This window comes from Desulfobacula phenolica, assembly GCF_900105645.1.
GTDB lineage: Bacteria > Desulfobacterota > Desulfobacteria > Desulfobacterales > Desulfobacteraceae > Desulfobacula > Desulfobacula toluolica.
On the sequence record NZ_FNLL01000009.1, the window covers coordinates 126701 to 144097 of the forward strand.

20 protein-coding genes are annotated in these 17397 nt (G+C 41.8%); 4 read left to right on the forward strand and 16 right to left on the reverse strand.

Annotated features, from left to right (window positions below; genetic code table 11):
- Positions 1–8: 8 nt before the first annotated feature.
- The 16 genes from BLT94_RS15235 to BLT94_RS15315 form a co-directional block, all read right to left on the reverse strand.
- A complete protein-coding gene (locus BLT94_RS15235; RefSeq protein WP_041279662.1) occupies positions 9–383 on the reverse strand; it encodes an ABC transporter substrate-binding protein in 375 nt (124 codons plus the stop codon).
- A gap of 15 nt (positions 384–398) precedes the next feature.
- Positions 399–986, reverse strand: coding sequence for an ABC transporter substrate-binding protein (locus BLT94_RS15240; RefSeq protein WP_014959294.1), 588 nt, complete (start codon positions 984–986; stop codon positions 399–401).
- Positions 987–1008: 22 nt separating this feature from the next.
- The gene (locus BLT94_RS15250; RefSeq protein ID WP_456072998.1) at positions 1009–3120 is read right to left on the reverse strand and encodes a TonB-dependent receptor, CU motif-type; all 2112 of its coding nucleotides are present in this window, start codon (positions 3118–3120) and stop codon (positions 1009–1011) included.
- A gap of 50 nt (positions 3121–3170) precedes the next feature.
- The gene (locus tag BLT94_RS15255; protein ID WP_014959292.1) at positions 3171–3944 is read right to left on the reverse strand and encodes an ABC transporter permease; all 774 of its coding nucleotides are present in this window, start codon (positions 3942–3944) and stop codon (positions 3171–3173) included.
- Positions 3941–4720 (reverse strand): ABC transporter ATP-binding protein, encoded by a 780-nt coding sequence (locus tag BLT94_RS15260; protein ID WP_092235886.1) that lies wholly within the window; start codon positions 4718–4720, stop codon positions 3941–3943. Before BLT94_RS15260 ends, BLT94_RS15255 begins: the two co-directional genes overlap by 4 nt.
- Entirely contained in the window at positions 4707–5876 is a 1170-nt protein-coding gene (locus tag BLT94_RS15265; RefSeq protein ID WP_092235888.1) for a double-cubane-cluster-containing anaerobic reductase, read from the reverse strand. Before BLT94_RS15265 ends, BLT94_RS15260 begins: the two co-directional genes overlap by 14 nt.
- A 17-nt stretch (positions 5877–5893) precedes the next feature.
- Positions 5894–6661, reverse strand: a complete 768-nt coding sequence (locus BLT94_RS15270; RefSeq protein WP_014959289.1) for an acyl-CoA dehydratase activase — start codon at positions 6659–6661, stop codon at positions 5894–5896.
- Between the two features lie 556 nt (positions 6662–7217).
- The gene (locus tag BLT94_RS15275; protein WP_014959288.1) at positions 7218–7973 is read right to left on the reverse strand and encodes an acyl-CoA dehydratase activase; all 756 of its coding nucleotides are present in this window, start codon (positions 7971–7973) and stop codon (positions 7218–7220) included.
- Between the two features lie 18 nt (positions 7974–7991).
- Positions 7992–9272, reverse strand: coding sequence for a double-cubane-cluster-containing anaerobic reductase (locus tag BLT94_RS15280; RefSeq protein WP_014959287.1), 1281 nt, complete (start codon positions 9270–9272; stop codon positions 7992–7994).
- A 128-nt stretch (positions 9273–9400) separates the two neighbouring features.
- On the reverse strand, positions 9401–9925 hold the full coding sequence (locus tag BLT94_RS15285; RefSeq protein ID WP_014959286.1) for a (Fe-S)-binding protein: 525 nt from the start codon (positions 9923–9925) through the stop codon (positions 9401–9403).
- A 206-nt stretch (positions 9926–10131) separates the two neighbouring features.
- Positions 10132–10836, reverse strand: coding sequence for a cytochrome c biogenesis CcdA family protein (locus BLT94_RS15290; RefSeq protein WP_092235891.1), 705 nt, complete (start codon positions 10834–10836; stop codon positions 10132–10134).
- 4 nt (positions 10837–10840) lie between these two features.
- Complete coding sequence (locus BLT94_RS15295; protein ID WP_092235894.1) at positions 10841–11248, reverse strand: thioredoxin family protein; 408 nt, start codon at positions 11246–11248, stop codon at positions 10841–10843.
- 159 nt (positions 11249–11407) lie between these two features.
- Complete coding sequence (locus tag BLT94_RS15300; RefSeq protein ID WP_092235897.1) at positions 11408–11866, reverse strand: putative zinc-binding protein; 459 nt, start codon at positions 11864–11866, stop codon at positions 11408–11410.
- A 100-nt stretch (positions 11867–11966) separates the two neighbouring features.
- A complete protein-coding gene (locus tag BLT94_RS15305) occupies positions 11967–12200 on the reverse strand; it encodes a thioredoxin family protein (protein ID WP_092235902.1) in 234 nt (77 codons plus the stop codon).
- Between the two features lie 144 nt (positions 12201–12344).
- Complete coding sequence (locus BLT94_RS15310) at positions 12345–13412, reverse strand: permease (protein WP_245743144.1); 1068 nt, start codon at positions 13410–13412, stop codon at positions 12345–12347.
- A 75-nt stretch (positions 13413–13487) separates the two neighbouring features.
- Positions 13488–13832 carry an ArsR/SmtB family transcription factor gene (locus BLT94_RS15315; RefSeq protein ID WP_092235907.1) on the reverse strand — a complete coding sequence of 115 codons (345 nt, stop codon included), beginning with the start codon at positions 13830–13832 and terminating at the stop codon, positions 13488–13490.
- Between the two features lie 565 nt (positions 13833–14397).
- Here BLT94_RS15315 and BLT94_RS15320 point away from each other — a divergent pair.
- The 4 genes from BLT94_RS15320 (at position 14398) to BLT94_RS15335 (ending at position 17386) form a co-directional block, all read left to right on the forward strand.
- Positions 14398–15348 (forward strand): AEC family transporter, encoded by a 951-nt coding sequence (locus BLT94_RS15320; protein WP_092235910.1) that lies wholly within the window; start codon positions 14398–14400, stop codon positions 15346–15348.
- A gap of 79 nt (positions 15349–15427) precedes the next feature.
- Positions 15428–16288, forward strand: a complete 861-nt coding sequence (locus tag BLT94_RS15325; RefSeq protein ID WP_092235913.1) for an aminotransferase class IV — start codon at positions 15428–15430, stop codon at positions 16286–16288.
- Positions 16289–16462: 174 nt separating this feature from the next.
- Positions 16463–16957, forward strand: a complete 495-nt coding sequence (gene yjgA / locus BLT94_RS15330; RefSeq protein ID WP_092235917.1) for a ribosome biogenesis factor YjgA — start codon at positions 16463–16465, stop codon at positions 16955–16957.
- Positions 16958–17014: 57 nt separating this feature from the next.
- Entirely contained in the window at positions 17015–17386 is a 372-nt protein-coding gene (locus BLT94_RS15335) for a YajD family HNH nuclease (RefSeq protein ID WP_092235920.1), read from the forward strand.
- The last annotated feature ends 11 nt before the right edge of the window (positions 17387–17397 follow it).

Below are 17397 nucleotides of genomic sequence, written 5' to 3' on the forward strand. Positions count from 1 at the left end.
ATAATCCCCTATTGAGATAAATATTGATAATCGATCATGTGTTCTATTGGGGTATTTGTTTTAATATACCCGTATTTAATCATCAAGTTTCGTTGAAAGTTGATGCGTTCTATGGGTTCTTTTGCTGCACCATATTCCCTTAATGCCGCTATCATGCAGATATCCCTTTTGATTCCGGTATATTTTGGCAGATACTCTCTTGCCTGAATTTCATTTTCTTTGATAAAGACAAATGCTTTTTCAATAGCCTGCAGCACTTTTTTTACACTTTCTTTATTCTTTTTTAAAAAGGTGTCTGAAAAATATAAGCCTGCAAAAATCCAATTGGGTACAATATCATGAAAAGAAGCTAATATCCTACTTGCTCCATGCAATTCCAGCATGGCTGCAAGGGGGTCTCAAACAATAAATGCGTCAACACCGCCTGACCTGAGAGCTGCTTCATATTGCATGGGATTATCCGGTGTGCCTCCCCATAATGTTCGGATATCTTTTAATCCTAGATTTCCCTTGTAAAGAGCATGGGTCAGCATGGTCTTTGTGTTGATGCTGCCACCGGTTGCCAGGCGGATACCTTTAAGGTCAGTCAATTGCTGATACGTTGTCTGTGTACCTACGTGTATACCGCATTTGGTTCCTTTATGGGCATGTCCCATCCATATTACCACTTTTATCGGTACTTTTTTTTCAGCCAGCTTGATCAGTGAAGCAAGCGAAATATATCCGCCATTTACATCTCCTCTCAATGCTGCGGCAAGCGCATTTTGTTCTCCTTTAATGTGCAGAAGTTCTACATTGACACCGGATTCTTCAAAATAGCCTTTTTCCTTGGCCACATACAAGGGAAGGTCGTCAATGCTTTTCCAATAGGTTAATTTGACCGTCGGCCTTTTTTCAGTTGCTTGCGAATCCGCAAGCAACTGGGACGGTAAAAATATGAATAACAGAACGAATGTGGCTACACTTGATCTGAAGAACAACTTCATTTTTTTTTACTCCTGTGTATTGTTAAAATGTAACTTTTACACGAATACCAAAGGTCTGCTCAGGCAATGGATAGCCATATACTTCCTGGTACTTTTCTCCAAAAAGGTTACTAATATAGGCGCGCAGGGCAATTTTTTTGAACAGGGTTTGTTCAATTCCCACATCCACCGTGATGAAATCATCCAGGTTGTAAACATTGCCTTCAGTTTTACGCTCCCCGACATACCTGATATCCGATGTCAAACGAGTGTTTTCAAACATTTTGTAGCGGATACTCAGATTGGCTTTATGCTCTGGAGATAGTTCCAGCAGGATGGCATCTGCCAGGATATCTTCCTGGTCATAATTGATTTGTCTAAAAGTGTAGTTACCGAAAAGTGTCACCTTTTTAGACAGTGCCGCGTTGAATTCCGCTTCAAAACCGTAAAAAGCAATTTTATCGACATTGTAGCCGTAACTGCTTGATGCATGGTGGGAATCACCTGAATTTGCTACAATATAATTGTCTATGGCGATGTAATATATTGACAACCGGGTATCGATCTTCTCGTTTAATTTATGGAAAAGCCCTGTGTCGTAGTGCATACTGGTTTCTGTTTCAATCTCATTTCCTTTTTCATCAGAGCCAAAACTGGCCCAAGCAGATCGATCTCAACAGCCAGGGACATGGTAGTCCTTGTTGACAGAAACAAAGGCTGATGTGTCTGGTGTGAACTGGTAGGTCAGTGTGGATTTGGGCAACCAAAGCTGTGTTGTCAGTTTGTGTCTGTATTTTTCAATTGTACCTGGATCTGCATAGGGATAGGTATTTTCAAGAATATGGGCATACCGCATACCGAGAAGCACAGATAGTTTCGAGGTGATTTGCCAGTTGTCTTCAAGATAACCTGCCTGCATCCGCCAGATATCCTTAATGGAGTCAACCTCCATCCGTCTCTGGTCATACCCCATTACCAGGGAGTGGTCATCCCACAGCTCCATACGATACTGGAGCCTTCCGCCGATATGTCTCTCCTTGCGGCCATCATCACCGGAAAATTTCTGGGTCAGTTTATATTGATCTTCAGGTGGGTCGATGGTCGAGTCATATGCTTTGTTTTTGACAAGGGTGTAATAATAACTGCTTTCCTCGCCTGTTGTTTCATATAATTGGACTTTTAAGGTATTTTTGCCAAATGGTTGTTCAAAGCTGATGTCTTTATGCAGAGATTCTTTTTCTTTGTAATTGTCCCCCCCGGCAAAGGACATGTCCCTGTAACGTCGGAGGGTATCTGCATCTTCAGGTACAACCGGGTAGGAAGGGTCATAGTCGGAATATATGCCGTCAGGATCATTGGCAACTGTATATCCCATAGTAAGGTTCGATCCTTTTGCGGAAAGCGTCAGGATGCCATCAGATGCAAAGGTATAAGCAAATCTGGCTGAATAATCGTTCCCGTTATAATCATTGTTTCTTAAATAGCCGTCCGACTCCTTGTCTCCATAGTTTAAAAAATAGGTTAAGTCGCCAATACCGCCGTCTGCTGTTGCCCGGTGTGCCCATGTATTGTATCTGGCATATTCGGAAGAGACTGTCAGTTGGGGAACAAGGGTGGTTTGTTTCTTTCCCTTTTGGGTAATGATATTGATGATACCGCCCTGGGAATTTTCATATTGGACTGATGCTGCACCTCGGATGATTTCAATTTTTTTCATATCACCCGTGGTCAGGCTTGACCAGTCAACATAGGTGTCAGCACCTGCCGTTGGAGCAGTAATTGTTCTGCCGTCAATGGCAATGGTAAATCGGCTGTCATCAAATCCACGCATCATGATCATCTGCTGTGGATCAGCGCCTGCCGTCCCTCGCAATACATCAATACCTGTCAAATGCATCAAAATATCTTCCACACGGTCCACAGTTCCGCTTTTGTTGAATTTTTCGATGTCTATAACTGTTTTTGTGGGCGTAATTGTAACGGCACCACCGTGAAATGCGGTGACAAGCACATCGCCTATGTTAATGGGCTCGGTCTTTTGGCAATCCGGACAATTTTCTTTGTCTGGATTCATCGGTTCTGAGCCGGCTATCGGTGGCCATAAAAGGCATACCATCAGCAGCAACGGGAAAATCAATCTAACAATCTTTATCATCTGTTTTCCTTTTATGTTTTTTATGTTTAAAATAGTTTTTGGTAACCCGGTCATGTTCGTCCTCCCTCCAAAGACGTCTGTGTATGCCAGGAAAGGATTCTATACTGGATCATCCTTGCAATTCGATCCAGAGAAAACCCAAGAATTGATAAAACGATAATGCCGGCAAAAACGCGCTCAGTGTCAAAGGTACGTTGGGCATCAATCACCAAAAATCCTATACCTGAATCACCGGCCAGCATTTCTACACCCACCAGGGCCATGATTGAAATAGCCGTGGATATTCTCATGCCCGTGATAATCATGGGAAGAGCCGAAGGAATGAATACCTTTGTCCACAATTGCCGTTCCGTAGCTCCAAGGGAGCGGGCAGCCTGAATCAGTTTGCTGTCCACACCTTTAATACCCGATATTGTGTTGATCACGATGGGGAAAAAACAGGCTTTGAAAATAATTATTATTTTTGAGGTATTGCCGATGCCGAACCAGAGAAAAAAAATCGGGATTAATGCAAATGTTGAAAGGGGGCGAATCAACTCAATGAGCGGGTCAAAAATATTTTCAATAATTTTTGACCAGGCAATCAACAGCCCCAGACCAATACCAAATACTGCGGCAAACCCATACCCGGTAAAACCCCTTAAAAGACTGATGCCGGTATGTTTTGGAACCTCACCGGATAAAATCATTTCCCACAGCACCTGTAAAACCGTTGACGGCACCGGTAAAAACCAGTTCGGTATCCACCCGATTCTGGCAATCAATTCCCATAAGAGAAGAAGGATAATAGGGGAGATGAGTTTCTTGATATTTATGTGTTTCATAAAACCGTGTCTCCAACTTCTTTCCAAACAATTTCTTTCAGCATGTTTTCATATTCCCTGAATTCGTTAGAAACGTACATTTCCCTGTAACGCGGGCGTTCCAGATTAATTGGAATGATATCTTTTATTCTTCCAGGCCGTTTGCTCATGACCACCACTCTGTCCGCCAGATAGACGGCTTCGGTGATGCTGTGGGTAACAAAAAGAACTGTACATGTGGTCTGCTGCCAGATAGTTAAAAGTTCCATTTGAAGGCTTTCCCGTGTCAGCGAATCAAGTGCGCCGAAAGGTTCGTCCATTAAAAGTATGTCAGGTTCATTGGCAAGGGCGCGGGCGATGGCCACACGCTGCTTCATTCCCCCGGAAAGCTCATGGGGAAAACGATTTTCAAACCCGTTTAAACCAACCATATCAATATAATGACGACCTATTTTCTCAAGGTCTTTTTTAGGTATCTTCTGTAAGGAAGGACCGAATTCAATGTTTGACTTGACCGTTTTCCAGGGAAACAGCAGATATTCCTGAAAAACTATAGCCCGGCTGGCTTCCGGTTTTCCCACAGGCTTGTCATGGAGCAGCAGGGTCCCGGATGTTGCTTTCTCAAGCCCTGCAACCATTAGTAAAAAGGTTGATTTGCCGCAGCCGCTGGGTCCTACAATGGCAACGAATTCATTCTTTTTTATATCAAGGCTGAAATCATCAATTGCAACAACCTGGGAATTGGTTTGGTTTTCATTAAAGATCTTTCTGAGATGTTTTGCTTTAATGACGGGCATATTTTTTATTCTCGCTGATCTGCTCAATAAACCCTTCAATACGAACCCTGAGTTGTTCGACATCAGATTGGGAAAAATCGGTAACAATATGTAAAAAAGGCAGTCCCATTTCTTTTTTGACAAGCTCGCCCACTCTGTAAGATTCGATTTCAAAGGGCTGGCAAAATTGCCAGGCCAGATCAATCACCCCATCGATTTTAAATTCTTGAATCAGTCTTTTTAGATCTTTAAATCGTTGAGCGTTTGGGGTCATACAGGCACAGGTCACCCGCAAATACCGTTCGGCAATCGCGTGGAGGGGATCTTTTGTTTCATCAATTAAATCTTCGGTCCGTGTAATGCCACCGCACCCTTCCTGACAAACCACCACACCACCGCTTTCTTCCACCAGTTCAAGCACCTTGCTGCAGCCCAGGCTGTTGCCAAGTCCTGTCCAGAGAATTCTATGGCGCTTGGTTGAAACTTGTGATATTTTATCTGTCACTGTGTTTTCAAGTGTTTGTAAAAGCTGGCTCAACAAGTTGATATGTTTGTCATAATCCACATAATGGCCGATCTTGGACATGATTTCCATAAACTCAACGCCTGTGACCGGCGGCGGCGTTGATCCCATTGCCATGAACAGCCGGGTAAGGCTATGTCTTCTCCGATTACCCCGTTGGATGGCATCTCTCAAATTCTCTGATGTAATAACAACATCCAGCTGATGTTCAAGAAATGATTTTGCCTTGTCAACTTCAGCGATCCAGTGGGTCAATGCTTCTTGTTCATCCGGTTTTTGAGGCAGATCCATTACCAGAAGCGGCACTTCCCTGGCCAGAAGCTCATACATTTTTTTCCTGCCGTCACAGGTGGTTTCCGATATAATGCAGTCTGCCAGGGGAAAAAGAGGGCAGGTTCCGGAAATTGCCCTGCCATAGGTTGCTTTCACCTTTGGACACTGGTCAGGGGAAAGGACTTCTTCTGCAGCAAGGATGGGAGTCTGGGTGGAACCGCACAGTCCCACCGGAATTGCACCGGCAGCCAGTATAAGTTCGATGGGGGTATAAGAACATAGGCAGCCAACAACTTTTTTGCCTTCATCTTTTGCCATCTCAAGTTCCATGGCCAGGTCTGTTCTCAGATCCTGTATGGTTTGTGTTACGCTTAATTCCATTGGTTTGATTCCTTTTTTTAAAGTTGACTGGCAAAAATAGCTGCGCCCAAAGCCCCCATCAGCTGGGGATCTGTTGTGAACGGATAAAATTCAATATCAAGGGCATGGGAAACCGCTTTTTTCAAAGCTTCATTTTTTGCAACACCCCCTACAAACAAAACATCATTGGAGACACCCAACCTTTTGGCCAGACCTGCAATTCGTTTTGCAAAGGCCTGGTTGATTCCTGAAGCAATTTCTTCCACAGGGATTTCCTTTGCCAGCAATGAGATGATCTCTGTTTCTGCAAATACCGCGCACATATTATTAATTTGACAGGACTTCGCCACTGCCGGACCAATATTGCAAAATGAATCCAGATCCATTTCAAGAGCCCTTGCTGCAATTTCAAAAAAACGGCCCGTACCTGCAGCACATTTGTCATTCATGGAAAAATCTTTCATACCGCCGGTTTCATTGACATGGATCACCTTGCTGTCCTGTCCGCCGATATCAATAACTGTGCGTGCGGAAGGACAGATAAAATGAGCGCCCTTTGCATGGCAGGAAAGCTCGGTTATTGTTTTATCTGCAATGGTCAGAGAAACCCTGCCATAACCGGTCCCGACAATTTTCTTAATGTCTGATTCTTTTGATCCGGTTGTTTTCAGGAGTTGCCCGAGTATTTTTTCACCTGAATCCTTGGGACGAATACCAGTGTCGCAAACAGAGCTGCCGACAATTGATTTTCCATCAAACACAATTCCTTTGGCTGTTCTTGAACCGATATCAATTCCGATAAACATTTTACTCCTTTAGCAAAATCAGTCATAATAATTATAAACAATTGGCAATGCCAGGTGTTGATTACAAGGTAGTGATATAGAAGTCAAAATTATAATATTGATAATATCATGGTAAAACTATAGAAATATCCTATAGCAACCCAGGTATCGTAGTTTTATTCTGCTTTTTTTGAATAAATATTTGAATATTAAAGACAATACCTTTACCAAATTTTCAAACTGGTTTTTGAATAAATCAATACCATGCTATATATTGCTTGTCCTGATTGAATTAAACACATTATATAGATTGGTATTTGATCAAAAATTGAGTTGGTGAAGGTATTGTAAAGAGATTATAACTATAATAGAAAAATTGGACAGCAGTAAAAATTGTGCTATATGATTATTCTATGCACTTACGCTTAAATTCAAGGCCAACGCCATTAGTTGTGTAAAAACTCAATACCGATATCTGATCTGAACAATCAGGCTAGTTCGCATTGATGTTCGTAAAACGGCTAAATGCATTTAACCAGAAGGTATACCGCCTCATGCCAAACAATTGAAAGGTAATTCAGAAGTTTTCCTTTTCAAGTATAAGCGCTGCTCCCAAAGCCCCCATCATCTGGGGATTGTCCGGGACGACAACTTGCCTGTCAAGATTTTCAGATATCAATTCGCGTATGCATGGATTTTGCGCCACACCACCTGAAAAAACAATCGGCCCTTGGGAAGAAACTCTTGCGATCATTGCCGAGGCCCTTTTAACGACGCTCAGATGAAGGCCCCGGGCAATTTCTTGTCTGTCTGCTCCCTTTGCAATAAGTGATGTGACTTCTGATTCTGCAAACACCGTACACATGCTGTTGATGCTCATGGCATTTTCAGCACAAAGCGCTGCCGGGCCAAACCGGTCGATCTCAAACCCGAGATTTGTGGCCATGATTTCCAGAAACTTGCCGGTTCCTGCGGCACAGCGGTCATTCATTTCAAACTTTTTCACACGTCCTTTTTTGTTGAGGGCAATCGCCTTGCTGTCCTGGCCGCCGATATCCAGGATGGTTGTTGCCGTATCAAAAAAGGCCTGCACTCCCCTTGCATGTGCCTTGATTTCCGTAACGGTTTTTACATGGTCAAAAACGGTTTCAAACAGGCCTCGTCCGTATCCGGTAGCCATGATGTCGTCGTAACAAACCCCGTCAAGGATTTTTTTTGCTTGAGTGATCGGATCAAACCCGGTATCTGTTTTCCGGGTTTCAAGTATCCGGCCATTTTCCACGACAACCAGTTCAATGGTACGCGAACCGATATCAATTCCTGCACATTTCATTCATCCATTTCCTTTTGTTTATCCTTTAAGCAGCTCAATAAATGCTTCCACCCGTGTTTTGAGTTGTCCGGCATCTTCCATTCCATAATCGGTTTCAATGCGCAGGCATGGAATATCTTTGTCTTCCAGCATTTTTTCCACGGGTATGGATTCCATCAGATATGGCTGACAAAATTGGAGTCCGTAATGGATAACCCCATCGGCATTATAGGCCTGGGCCATTTGCATAATATTTTCCAGCCGGTCCGAATTGGGTGTAAAGATCGCGCAGTCCACCTGGAAATACCTGTCGGTAACGGCATCCATGAGGGCGTCAATTGTGTCACCGGAATCATCTGTCAGGTTTCTTGTTCCCCGCTCTCCCACGCATGATTCTTCTCCCACAATCACTGCGCCCGATGTTTCAACAATCCATGGCAGTTTCCAATTGGGAACGGCCATGGGGCAGCCTGACAATAGTATACGGGGCGTCTTTTCCTGCATGACACCCTTTTTTTCTTCTATCCTTGTTTCCAGTTCATCGCAGATTTTATGAAGAGACTGCGTGAATCTGACCGGATTATCATAAAAGGAAACCTGGTTTGCCAGAAGGGCGTCCAGTCCTGAAATGGGTGCAGGATCATTGTTTCTCAAGGTATACAGACGGTGAAGAGCAGATCGTTTTGCGTTAACGGTTTGAATGGCGGTTTTTAAAGAGTCAAAGGTAATGGCGACCCCTGTAAGCTTTTCAACGGCTGTCTTAAATCGATCATATTCAGATCTCAGAAGTTCGCGTCCATTGACTGATTTCATCTGGGGCAGATCCATCACATACAGGTTGTCAATAAGGCTTCCCAAGGTTTCATAGGCTTTTTTCTTTCCGTCACAAGTGTTTTCGCCCACAACCATGTCCGCCCCCTCAAGGTAGGGGCATACCTGTCCCAGCTTGAACCCGAATGCGGATTTGATCAGGGCGCATGTGTTTCTCGGCAAATATTTTTCAACTTCTTCCATGGCAAAATCCGCACCTGAACACAGCCCCACAAGGGTTGCATTGGCTGCCAGAACGATTTCTTCGGGAACAAATACACAATAGGAGCCAATGATTTTACGGCCCTGTTTTTTTTCATCCAGCAGTTCCTTGATCCTGAGGCCATGCACCTCACTCATCACAAAATCAAAGTATCCCATTCCTTCGGGGCGGTCTTTCTGGGCCAGATAAATGTCTGTATAGGCATTTCCCAAAACGCTCAACAAAGCATCATGAGATTCAAGATTCAATCCCAAATCCTTCCACATGGAAATATATTCGTTGCTCATAACAGTTTTCCTTTTTTCGATAGATTACATTTTTTACACTCCTTTAATAAGGTTTAAACAGTAAATCAAATCGTTAATAAGACTGCGAAAATCAAAATGTATTGAAAATATCTATAATCAACGTTTGTTTACAGATCTAAATTGAATTGGCTCATATATTCAGTTAATTTTTTATTTTCATCTTCTCCCAACCGGGGACAGTCCTCAGGCCCTTTGGCACCTTCGGCGATTTTTGTGGCAAAAACCATGCATGTGGCTTCATTGCATTCTCTACAGTTGGTTTTTGGCAACAGCTTCAGGATTTCAATGATACCCGGCCTTGGCATTCCTGTGTAGCATGGTTCAATATCATCTTTTGTCTCCCAGACAGTGTTGATTTCATTTTTCAGCCACTCAACAATTTTTCTTGCTTCTTTTTCATCTTTGAGTGCATTAACTGCAATCTTTCGTCCGTGGACCGTAATCAGCTTGCCTTGAGCTTTGAATGTAACCGCCGGTGGATCGGACAGGTATTCAAATCCGCCGAGAACTGTGTTCAGATACGGGATAGTATCACTTACATCCTGTTCCAGGTGTGCAAAGCAATGCACACCTTTTGCATCGGCCTGACATTTTGATTTGAATATTTCCAAAGTATATTTTTTTAAAAGCATGATGCTGTCTTCCTCCTGTTTCTTGAATGTTGAATAATTTTATATGAAAGTCTTCAAAAATAAAAACAGTTACTTTCAATCTTTGTTGTGGGCAAACCAATCTGAAAGACCAAGTCTGCCCGTGGCAGTTATATTAAAGAATTTTTAACCTGCTGGAATCAAATATTTTTCATGCTTTGCTGTGGCAGATCAATCTGCCATGGCCGTTATTTGAAAAAAGGGGTGATAATAAAATAAACTCCTAAAACCGCTATGGTTGATCCGGAAATTTTTCTAAACCACATTCCGATCCCGTTCCATGCACTGTTTTCAAGCAGCTTCTTTACGGCGGCTGTCGAGCTTCCTGCAATGACAATGGGAAGGCAGTGTCCCAATGCAAAGAGGATAATATAGAGAACACCAGTAGCTATTTTTTCCTGTACAGTGATTATAGCCAAAATAGGAGCAATGAAACCAAAGGTGCAAGATCCTGACAGAACGCCATAAGCAAGGCCCAGTGCAAAGGCACCAAACCTACCTTTCAGATTCATTTTGTATAGCAGACTTCCGGACATTGAACATTTTTCAACGCCTAATATTCCCAGTGCAACCCAAATCAGAATAATACCGATCAGAATCTGCCAATAGTTTCCCACATCGCCCAGCATTCTTCCAAGCAAGGCACAAATAAAACCGATCAAGGCGATTGTAAGAAAAAGACCCGATGTGAACAAGACTGAATACAATCCTGCCTGCCTGGGATTGACCATTTTTTCCTGGCCACCGACATATCCGACTATCAGGGGAATTGAAGCAAGGTGGCATGGACTGAACAGCACGCTGATCAAGCCCCATAAAAAGCATCCAAATGCGGCAAAGGCAGTCCCGCCGGTCATCCATTGGTTAATCGTTAAAAATAACGTATCCAGCATTAAATTATCCTTTGCTTGCCGGGTCTGGTTTTTCTATACCCATTTGTGCCATTTGTTCGATTATGGATTTTTCATTTAAAAATCCCACATGACGGTAAACTTCTTCTCCTTGCTCATTAAAGAAAATCTGGGTTGGAATCGCCCGGATTTTGAACCTTGATGCCTGCTGACGATTTTTTCGTATATCAATGAAAACGATATCCGCTTTGCCTTTGTATGCCTTTTCAAGTTTGACAAGAATTGGAGCCATCATTTTACATGGAATACATGTTTTTGCACCCAGATCAATCATTGTCACTTTTCCTTTGGCAGGCACATTTGAAAAATCTTCTGCAAACACACCTGTATGGAAGGTAAAGCATAGTATCAGAATAATACACAGCAGACTCAATTGTTTAGGGATCTGTATCATTGTTTGTTTTCCTTTGGTAAAATCGCTGTAATTATCTTACAGATTCTTTTGTTTTTTGTTGTGGCAGCTAAAGCTGCCATTGTCTTTAATCTTTTCAAGGTCCTGGCTGTCTATATTTAAATTTTTATTTTTTTTCGATTTCAGGATCGGTAATAATTGTCAGCAGCACTTGCCGCCTAACTGTCTTGATTTTGCCCTGTCTCCTGGTGAAAGCGGTGTTGACGATGGAAAAGTAACTTTAATAGGATATGGAAAAGCAAGTTTTACCTTGTGTTTTACTGCCGCCAGGTCATCAGGATTATTAAAAAAATTGTTTTTTTCTTTAATTCCCAACCGGGAGATCACTATATGTTTTTTCATGTGCATCAAGGCATTTTCAAGAACAGTTTTTCCACATGCTTTTTCACACCCGTCAATGACAACTATTTCATCCATAACCTTAGCGGACTGGACATATTTGCCAATATTTGCCCCGATTTGAGCAAGGCAAAACATTTTTCCAAAGCCTTCCTGAGTCAATTCAACAGCGGCTTGGTTCGCAAGTTGCCCAAGATTGGACGCTCCGGAGCAAGCAAAAATCATGATGTCTTTTGAACAAGCACAGTTTTCCTGGGACATGATTTATCTCCTTTACCAAAGAATTTTGTTTTCTTTTAAAAAACATATTAAACACACACGATGTTAAGCAATTGCGTATGTTTTTCATATTTTTTTTGATCTATTTTCCGATCCAGGTTTTGATATCCTTTTTTTTGGGCACTTTGCCACTGCATTTGACCTCTCCGTCCACAATGACCGACGGTGTGCCAAACACACCGTAAGAAGCAATCTGCATCATATCGGTGACTTTTTCTACACTTGCATCTGCTCCGGTTTCTTTGATCACTTCTTGAACCAGTTTTTCAGTTTTGTTGCATTTGGCACAGCCAGGACCTAATACTTTTATTTCCATGATAAAACTCCTTTTAAATTTATGATTGTTTCAATTTTTATATGAAAGTCTTCAAAAAATCCAAACAGCAACTTTCATGTTTTGTTGTGGGCAAATCTGAGCGAAAGACCAGGTCTGCCCGTGGCAGTTGTTCAGTTGTATTTTTTATAAAATCAAATTAAATAAATACCCTACAAAAAGGATGCCGCAAGCAACAACACTTATGAATACGGCAATAAGTTTAGGCTTTAATACTTTCCGCAAAATCACCATTTCAGGTAAGGACAGTGCAATGACACTCATCATGAACGCCAGGACAGAACCCAGGGCGGCTCCTTTGCCTAAAAGTGCCTCAACAACCGGGATGACGCCGGCAGCATTTGAGTACATCGGAACACCGATAAGAACAGACAGGGGAACAGACCACCAGGAGCTTTTGCCCATAATTGAGGCCATCACCCCTTCAGGGACAAACCCGTGAATTCCGGCTCCTACGCCAATACCAATAATCACATAAATCCAGACCCTTCCGATGATCTCTTTTACGGCATCCCATCCATATACAAACCGGTCGTTCCAGGTCATTTTTTCATCTTCCATATTAATGTCGGCCATATTGGCCTGAGTGACCCAATCCTCAATATGATGTTCAAGTTTTAAACGGCCGATCACCCAACCGGCAATGATGGCGATAAAAAGACCCGTCCCCATATAGATGACCGCCACTTTCCAGCCTAAAAGACCATAAAGAAGTCCCAGGGCGATTTCATTGACCATGGGTGCGGCAATCAAAAAAGAAAAAGTAACGCCTAAGGGAACTCCAGCCGTAACAAAACCAATAAATAGCGGAACAGCGGAACATGAACAAAAAGGTGTGATAATCCCTAATAACGCGGCAAAAACATTGCCGGCAAACTCACTTTTCCCTGAAAGAAATGCCCTGGTTTTTTCCGGTGTAAAAAAACTTCTGATAATTCCGACACCGAAAACGACCAAAAATAACAGCATCATGACTTTTGGCGTGTCATAAAGAAAAAATTCAACAGAAGCGCCCAGGTGGGAGCCTTGTTCAATGTTCAACAGATTGTATGAGAGCCATTTGGACAAGCCGGGGAGAGCTTTGTAAATAAGCCACCACAGGTATACACCTGCTGCCCCCATCATCAAATTCAGACCCATCATTATATTTTCTTTTTTCCCAGCCGAAGGGGTTTTGGCAACTTTTAAATTCATGATTTCTTCCATCCTATCTTTATTATATGTGGTCATTTAACGATACTATATAAATGTATAGTTTTTGATATTCAATTATTTTCCAACAATTTCATGACGATCAATACCCGGCAGGATTTGATTCAACTCCTTTATTTCCGATTCATTATCCAGCCAATGTTTCAAGTTTCCAATCATGCTGGCTGAATAGGGCGATTTACTTCCGTCGGAAAGAGAATAGTTCACCCACAAACCATCCTTAAAGCTTCTTACCAGTTCAGCATCTTCAAGAATTTTTAAATGTTTGCTGGCGGTGGACTGTGCAATGCCGAGTGCTTCTTTTATTTCACATACGCATAAGGGACGTGTTTGAAGCATTTTCATCATTTTAACCCGGTTAGGATCTGATAATGCTTTCATAACTCTAATGAACGTTTTCATGATTATCTCCTGCCTGTCAATTGCTGATTCTGTTAGGGCCTGATTCTTTTAAGGTGTTTTCAAACCCTGCAATAAAGGTTTTATGTTTTTTGAATTTGATTCGTATAATGCTTTGCATAAAACCTCTTTATTGAATCGTTAGAATAGAATATATCGATTTGAACTCATATTGTCAAACAATAGAATTAAAAATAAAATTAAAAAACAACAAAAATTTAAAATTTTATAACAAAGAGACCGTTATTGATGCTCGTATTACATTGGAGATGACCATCAGCCATACAAAAAGATTGTTATGGTTGTGATTTTGATGTTTAAATAAAAGAAACAAAGACATACTTGCTTTAAAAACAAAGATTTTCCAACTTAAATATTATATAATAACGGACTGCGGACAAATAATAATCATTCTGGATGGAAATATGCACTATGAATGACAATCATAAAGACTTAAAACATATAGCCTCATACAGCAGTTGCGCTTTATGAGTGCTTTTATGGATTTGTCCGACAAAAGTTTCAAAATAAATTTTGTGTGATAAAACACATGCAAACAGGCGGATACATGTTTATACAAACAGGAATAACCGTTTTTAGTGCAATTTTTCAATTGTTTCTTATTTCATTTGCCGCAGGCATTCTGGTCAGAAGGAATATTATCTCAAAATCACAGATCCAAGCTTTATCAGTTGTTACTGTAAATATTTTTCTTCCCTGCCTGATCATTGCTAAAACATTAATCCGGTTTCATCCTGAAAACTTTACAAACTGGTGGATTCTGCCTGTATCGGGAATTTTAATTGTTATGATCGGGCTTGCTTTCAGTGGACTTGCTTTTCAACTGAAACCGGAGAAGAAACCTTTAATGATACTGTCCAGCATGCAGAATGCCGTTTATATAGTTCTCCCCATCGGTCAGATTCTTTTTGCAGATCAGTTCGATCTGTTTGCTTTGTATTGTTTTCTTCTTGTGCTGGGTTTAACTCCCGTCATGTGGAGTATAGGAAAGGTTATGATCTCAGGAAAAAAAGAGAGCAGAATTCATTGGAAGGATTTTATCACTCCCCCTTTTGTTGCTATTTTTATTTCCGTTGCAGCCGTTTTTACACATCTTTCCACTTTTATACCAAAATCTGTAATTGCATCAATAGATTTGCTCGGCCAGGCCACAGTCCCCTTGGCTGTTTTTATTCTGGGAGCCACCATTGGATCAATTTCATTTAAAGATATGCCGCCATTAAGAGATATTTTAATTGTGACAGCTGTAAAATTTGTTCTGGTGCCTTCAACTGTTTTTGCAATTCTTTATTATGGAAAATTTTATATTTCAATGCCCTTGTTTTGCAGTCTGATGATGATACAGGCTGCAGCACCTCCGGCAACCAATCTGATTTTAATAGTTAAAAATTATGGAGGTGACACTCAATCCATAAGCAGCATGATGTTTATACAGTATTTAATCTGCATACTGATGATGCCATTGTGGATTGCCGCCTGGCAATATACGGTGGGTTAGCATTGGCATGAATTTGGCAATCCACTGTCAGGGCAAATAATATTAAAAAAAATCAATAGGTTGAAAGCGAGAAACGGTTATGAAAAGAGAAGCGATTCACAATTTTTTTGTTGCAGACCAAACCATACAGTCCACTGCGGATATGGCGATTTTTGACAAGGTTCCAGCCACGGCCATCTATGAAGTGATGCAGATTCGCCAGGGTATACCTCTTTTTTTCGAGGCGCATTTGGAAAGATTTGTGATGTCAGCCTCCCTTGTCGGAACCCGGATTCCAAAAAAAGAAGCAGAGATTCTGCATAATATTGCAGACCTGGTCGAAAAAAACAAATGCGACCATGGCAACGTTAAGCTGGTATCAGCCTTGATGAACGAAAAAGAAATATTTCTGGTTTATTTTATCCCTGCTGAATTTTTGGACAGCAAGGCCCGTTTGGAAGGCGTTCATACCATTTTATTCTCAGGAGAACGGATCTGTCCAAACATTAAGACCATAAAAGGCTCTTTTAGAGAGCAGGTTAAGGCGGTTAGAGAGTCGTCAAACGCTTATGAAGCCCTGCTCGTTAATGAATCCGGGCACATCACTGAAGGCTCACGCTCCAATGTTTTTTTTATGGGAAAAGACAACAAACTCTACACCTCACCTGCCGGAAGCGTACTAAAGGGTGTGACACGAACTCATGTGATGCAAATCTGCAGCCGGCTTGGATTGGAAGTGTTGGAAAAAACAGTCCATACCAGGAATCTTGCCGATATCCAGGGAGCCTTTATTACCGGCACGACAGTGGATGTCACCCCGGTACGCTCTATTGGTAATACTCAACTTGATTCACCGAACATTCCTCTGATCCGCAAAATCGTTGCAGAATATGAAAAAAAAATCGCCGGATATGTCAGTAAAAGACTCAAGAGAGCAAGAAAAGTATATGTCAATGATTGACAACTCTTTTCAAATGGGCTTACAAGGCCTGCTTGAGAATGATATACAGATCCACCATTTACTTGTTGGCAGCTTGCAATACCATCGTAGTTTCCTTGACAAAAACGGATGTCCTGTCCTATATTTTATAATTTTACAGCCTGATATTTCAGGCTTTTATTATCGGCGGAAACCATGGAAAAAGATATTCAAGACAAGAGTAGAACACAGATAAAAAAAGAGGCTGAAAAACTCCAGAAACTAGGAGAACAGCTCATCAAACTTCCTATACGGCAATTGGAACGCATGGAGCTTCCCGATGATCTGCGGGATGCACTGATAGAAGCCAGATCTATTAAATCGAAGATTGCAGGCAGAAGGCAGAGGCAATTTATCGGAACCTTGATGCGGGATGTTGACCCGGAACCAATCCGTCATGCATTGCTGCAAACAGATTCCGACCTTCCCATTGAATCTGAAATTGTCAAAAAGACCCGGAGGTGGCTGGACAGGCTATTAACGGATGACCCGGCTGTCATGGAAGAGTTTATTTGTGCCTGTCCGGGACTGGATCGTCAGAGGTTGAGGCAACTTATGAGAAATGCCAAAAATGAGAAAATAACCGGGAAATCTTCCAAATCCTTAAAAAAATTAGAACAACTCATTATGAAGAGCATGAGCGACAAATAAAAAATTGATGATATTTTTTCAGGTAATTTGGGATCAAAAAATAGGAGAACCCCATATATGTCAAAAGATGATAACAATATCAAACGTATTATTTCAGAGGTTCAAACAAGCCGGCTTGAGCGTGAAAAAACTTATAGGGAGCGTGCGCTTAAAATGTACCCCTGGATTTGCGCTCATTGTGGTCGCGAGTTCGAAGGGAAACGCCTGCGAGAGCTGACCGTACACCATAAAGACCATAATCATGACAATAATCCTCCGGACGGCAGCAATTGGGAGCTGTTGTGCATTTACTGCCATGACAATGAACATTCCCGGGACCAGGTTGCCGATGCTTATGCAGACGAACCGTCTGACAGGTCATCTGAAAAAGGGGGCACCACCAATCCGTTTGCCGGACTGGGAGATTTATTAAAAGGCAAGCTTGATTAGGAAAAGCACTT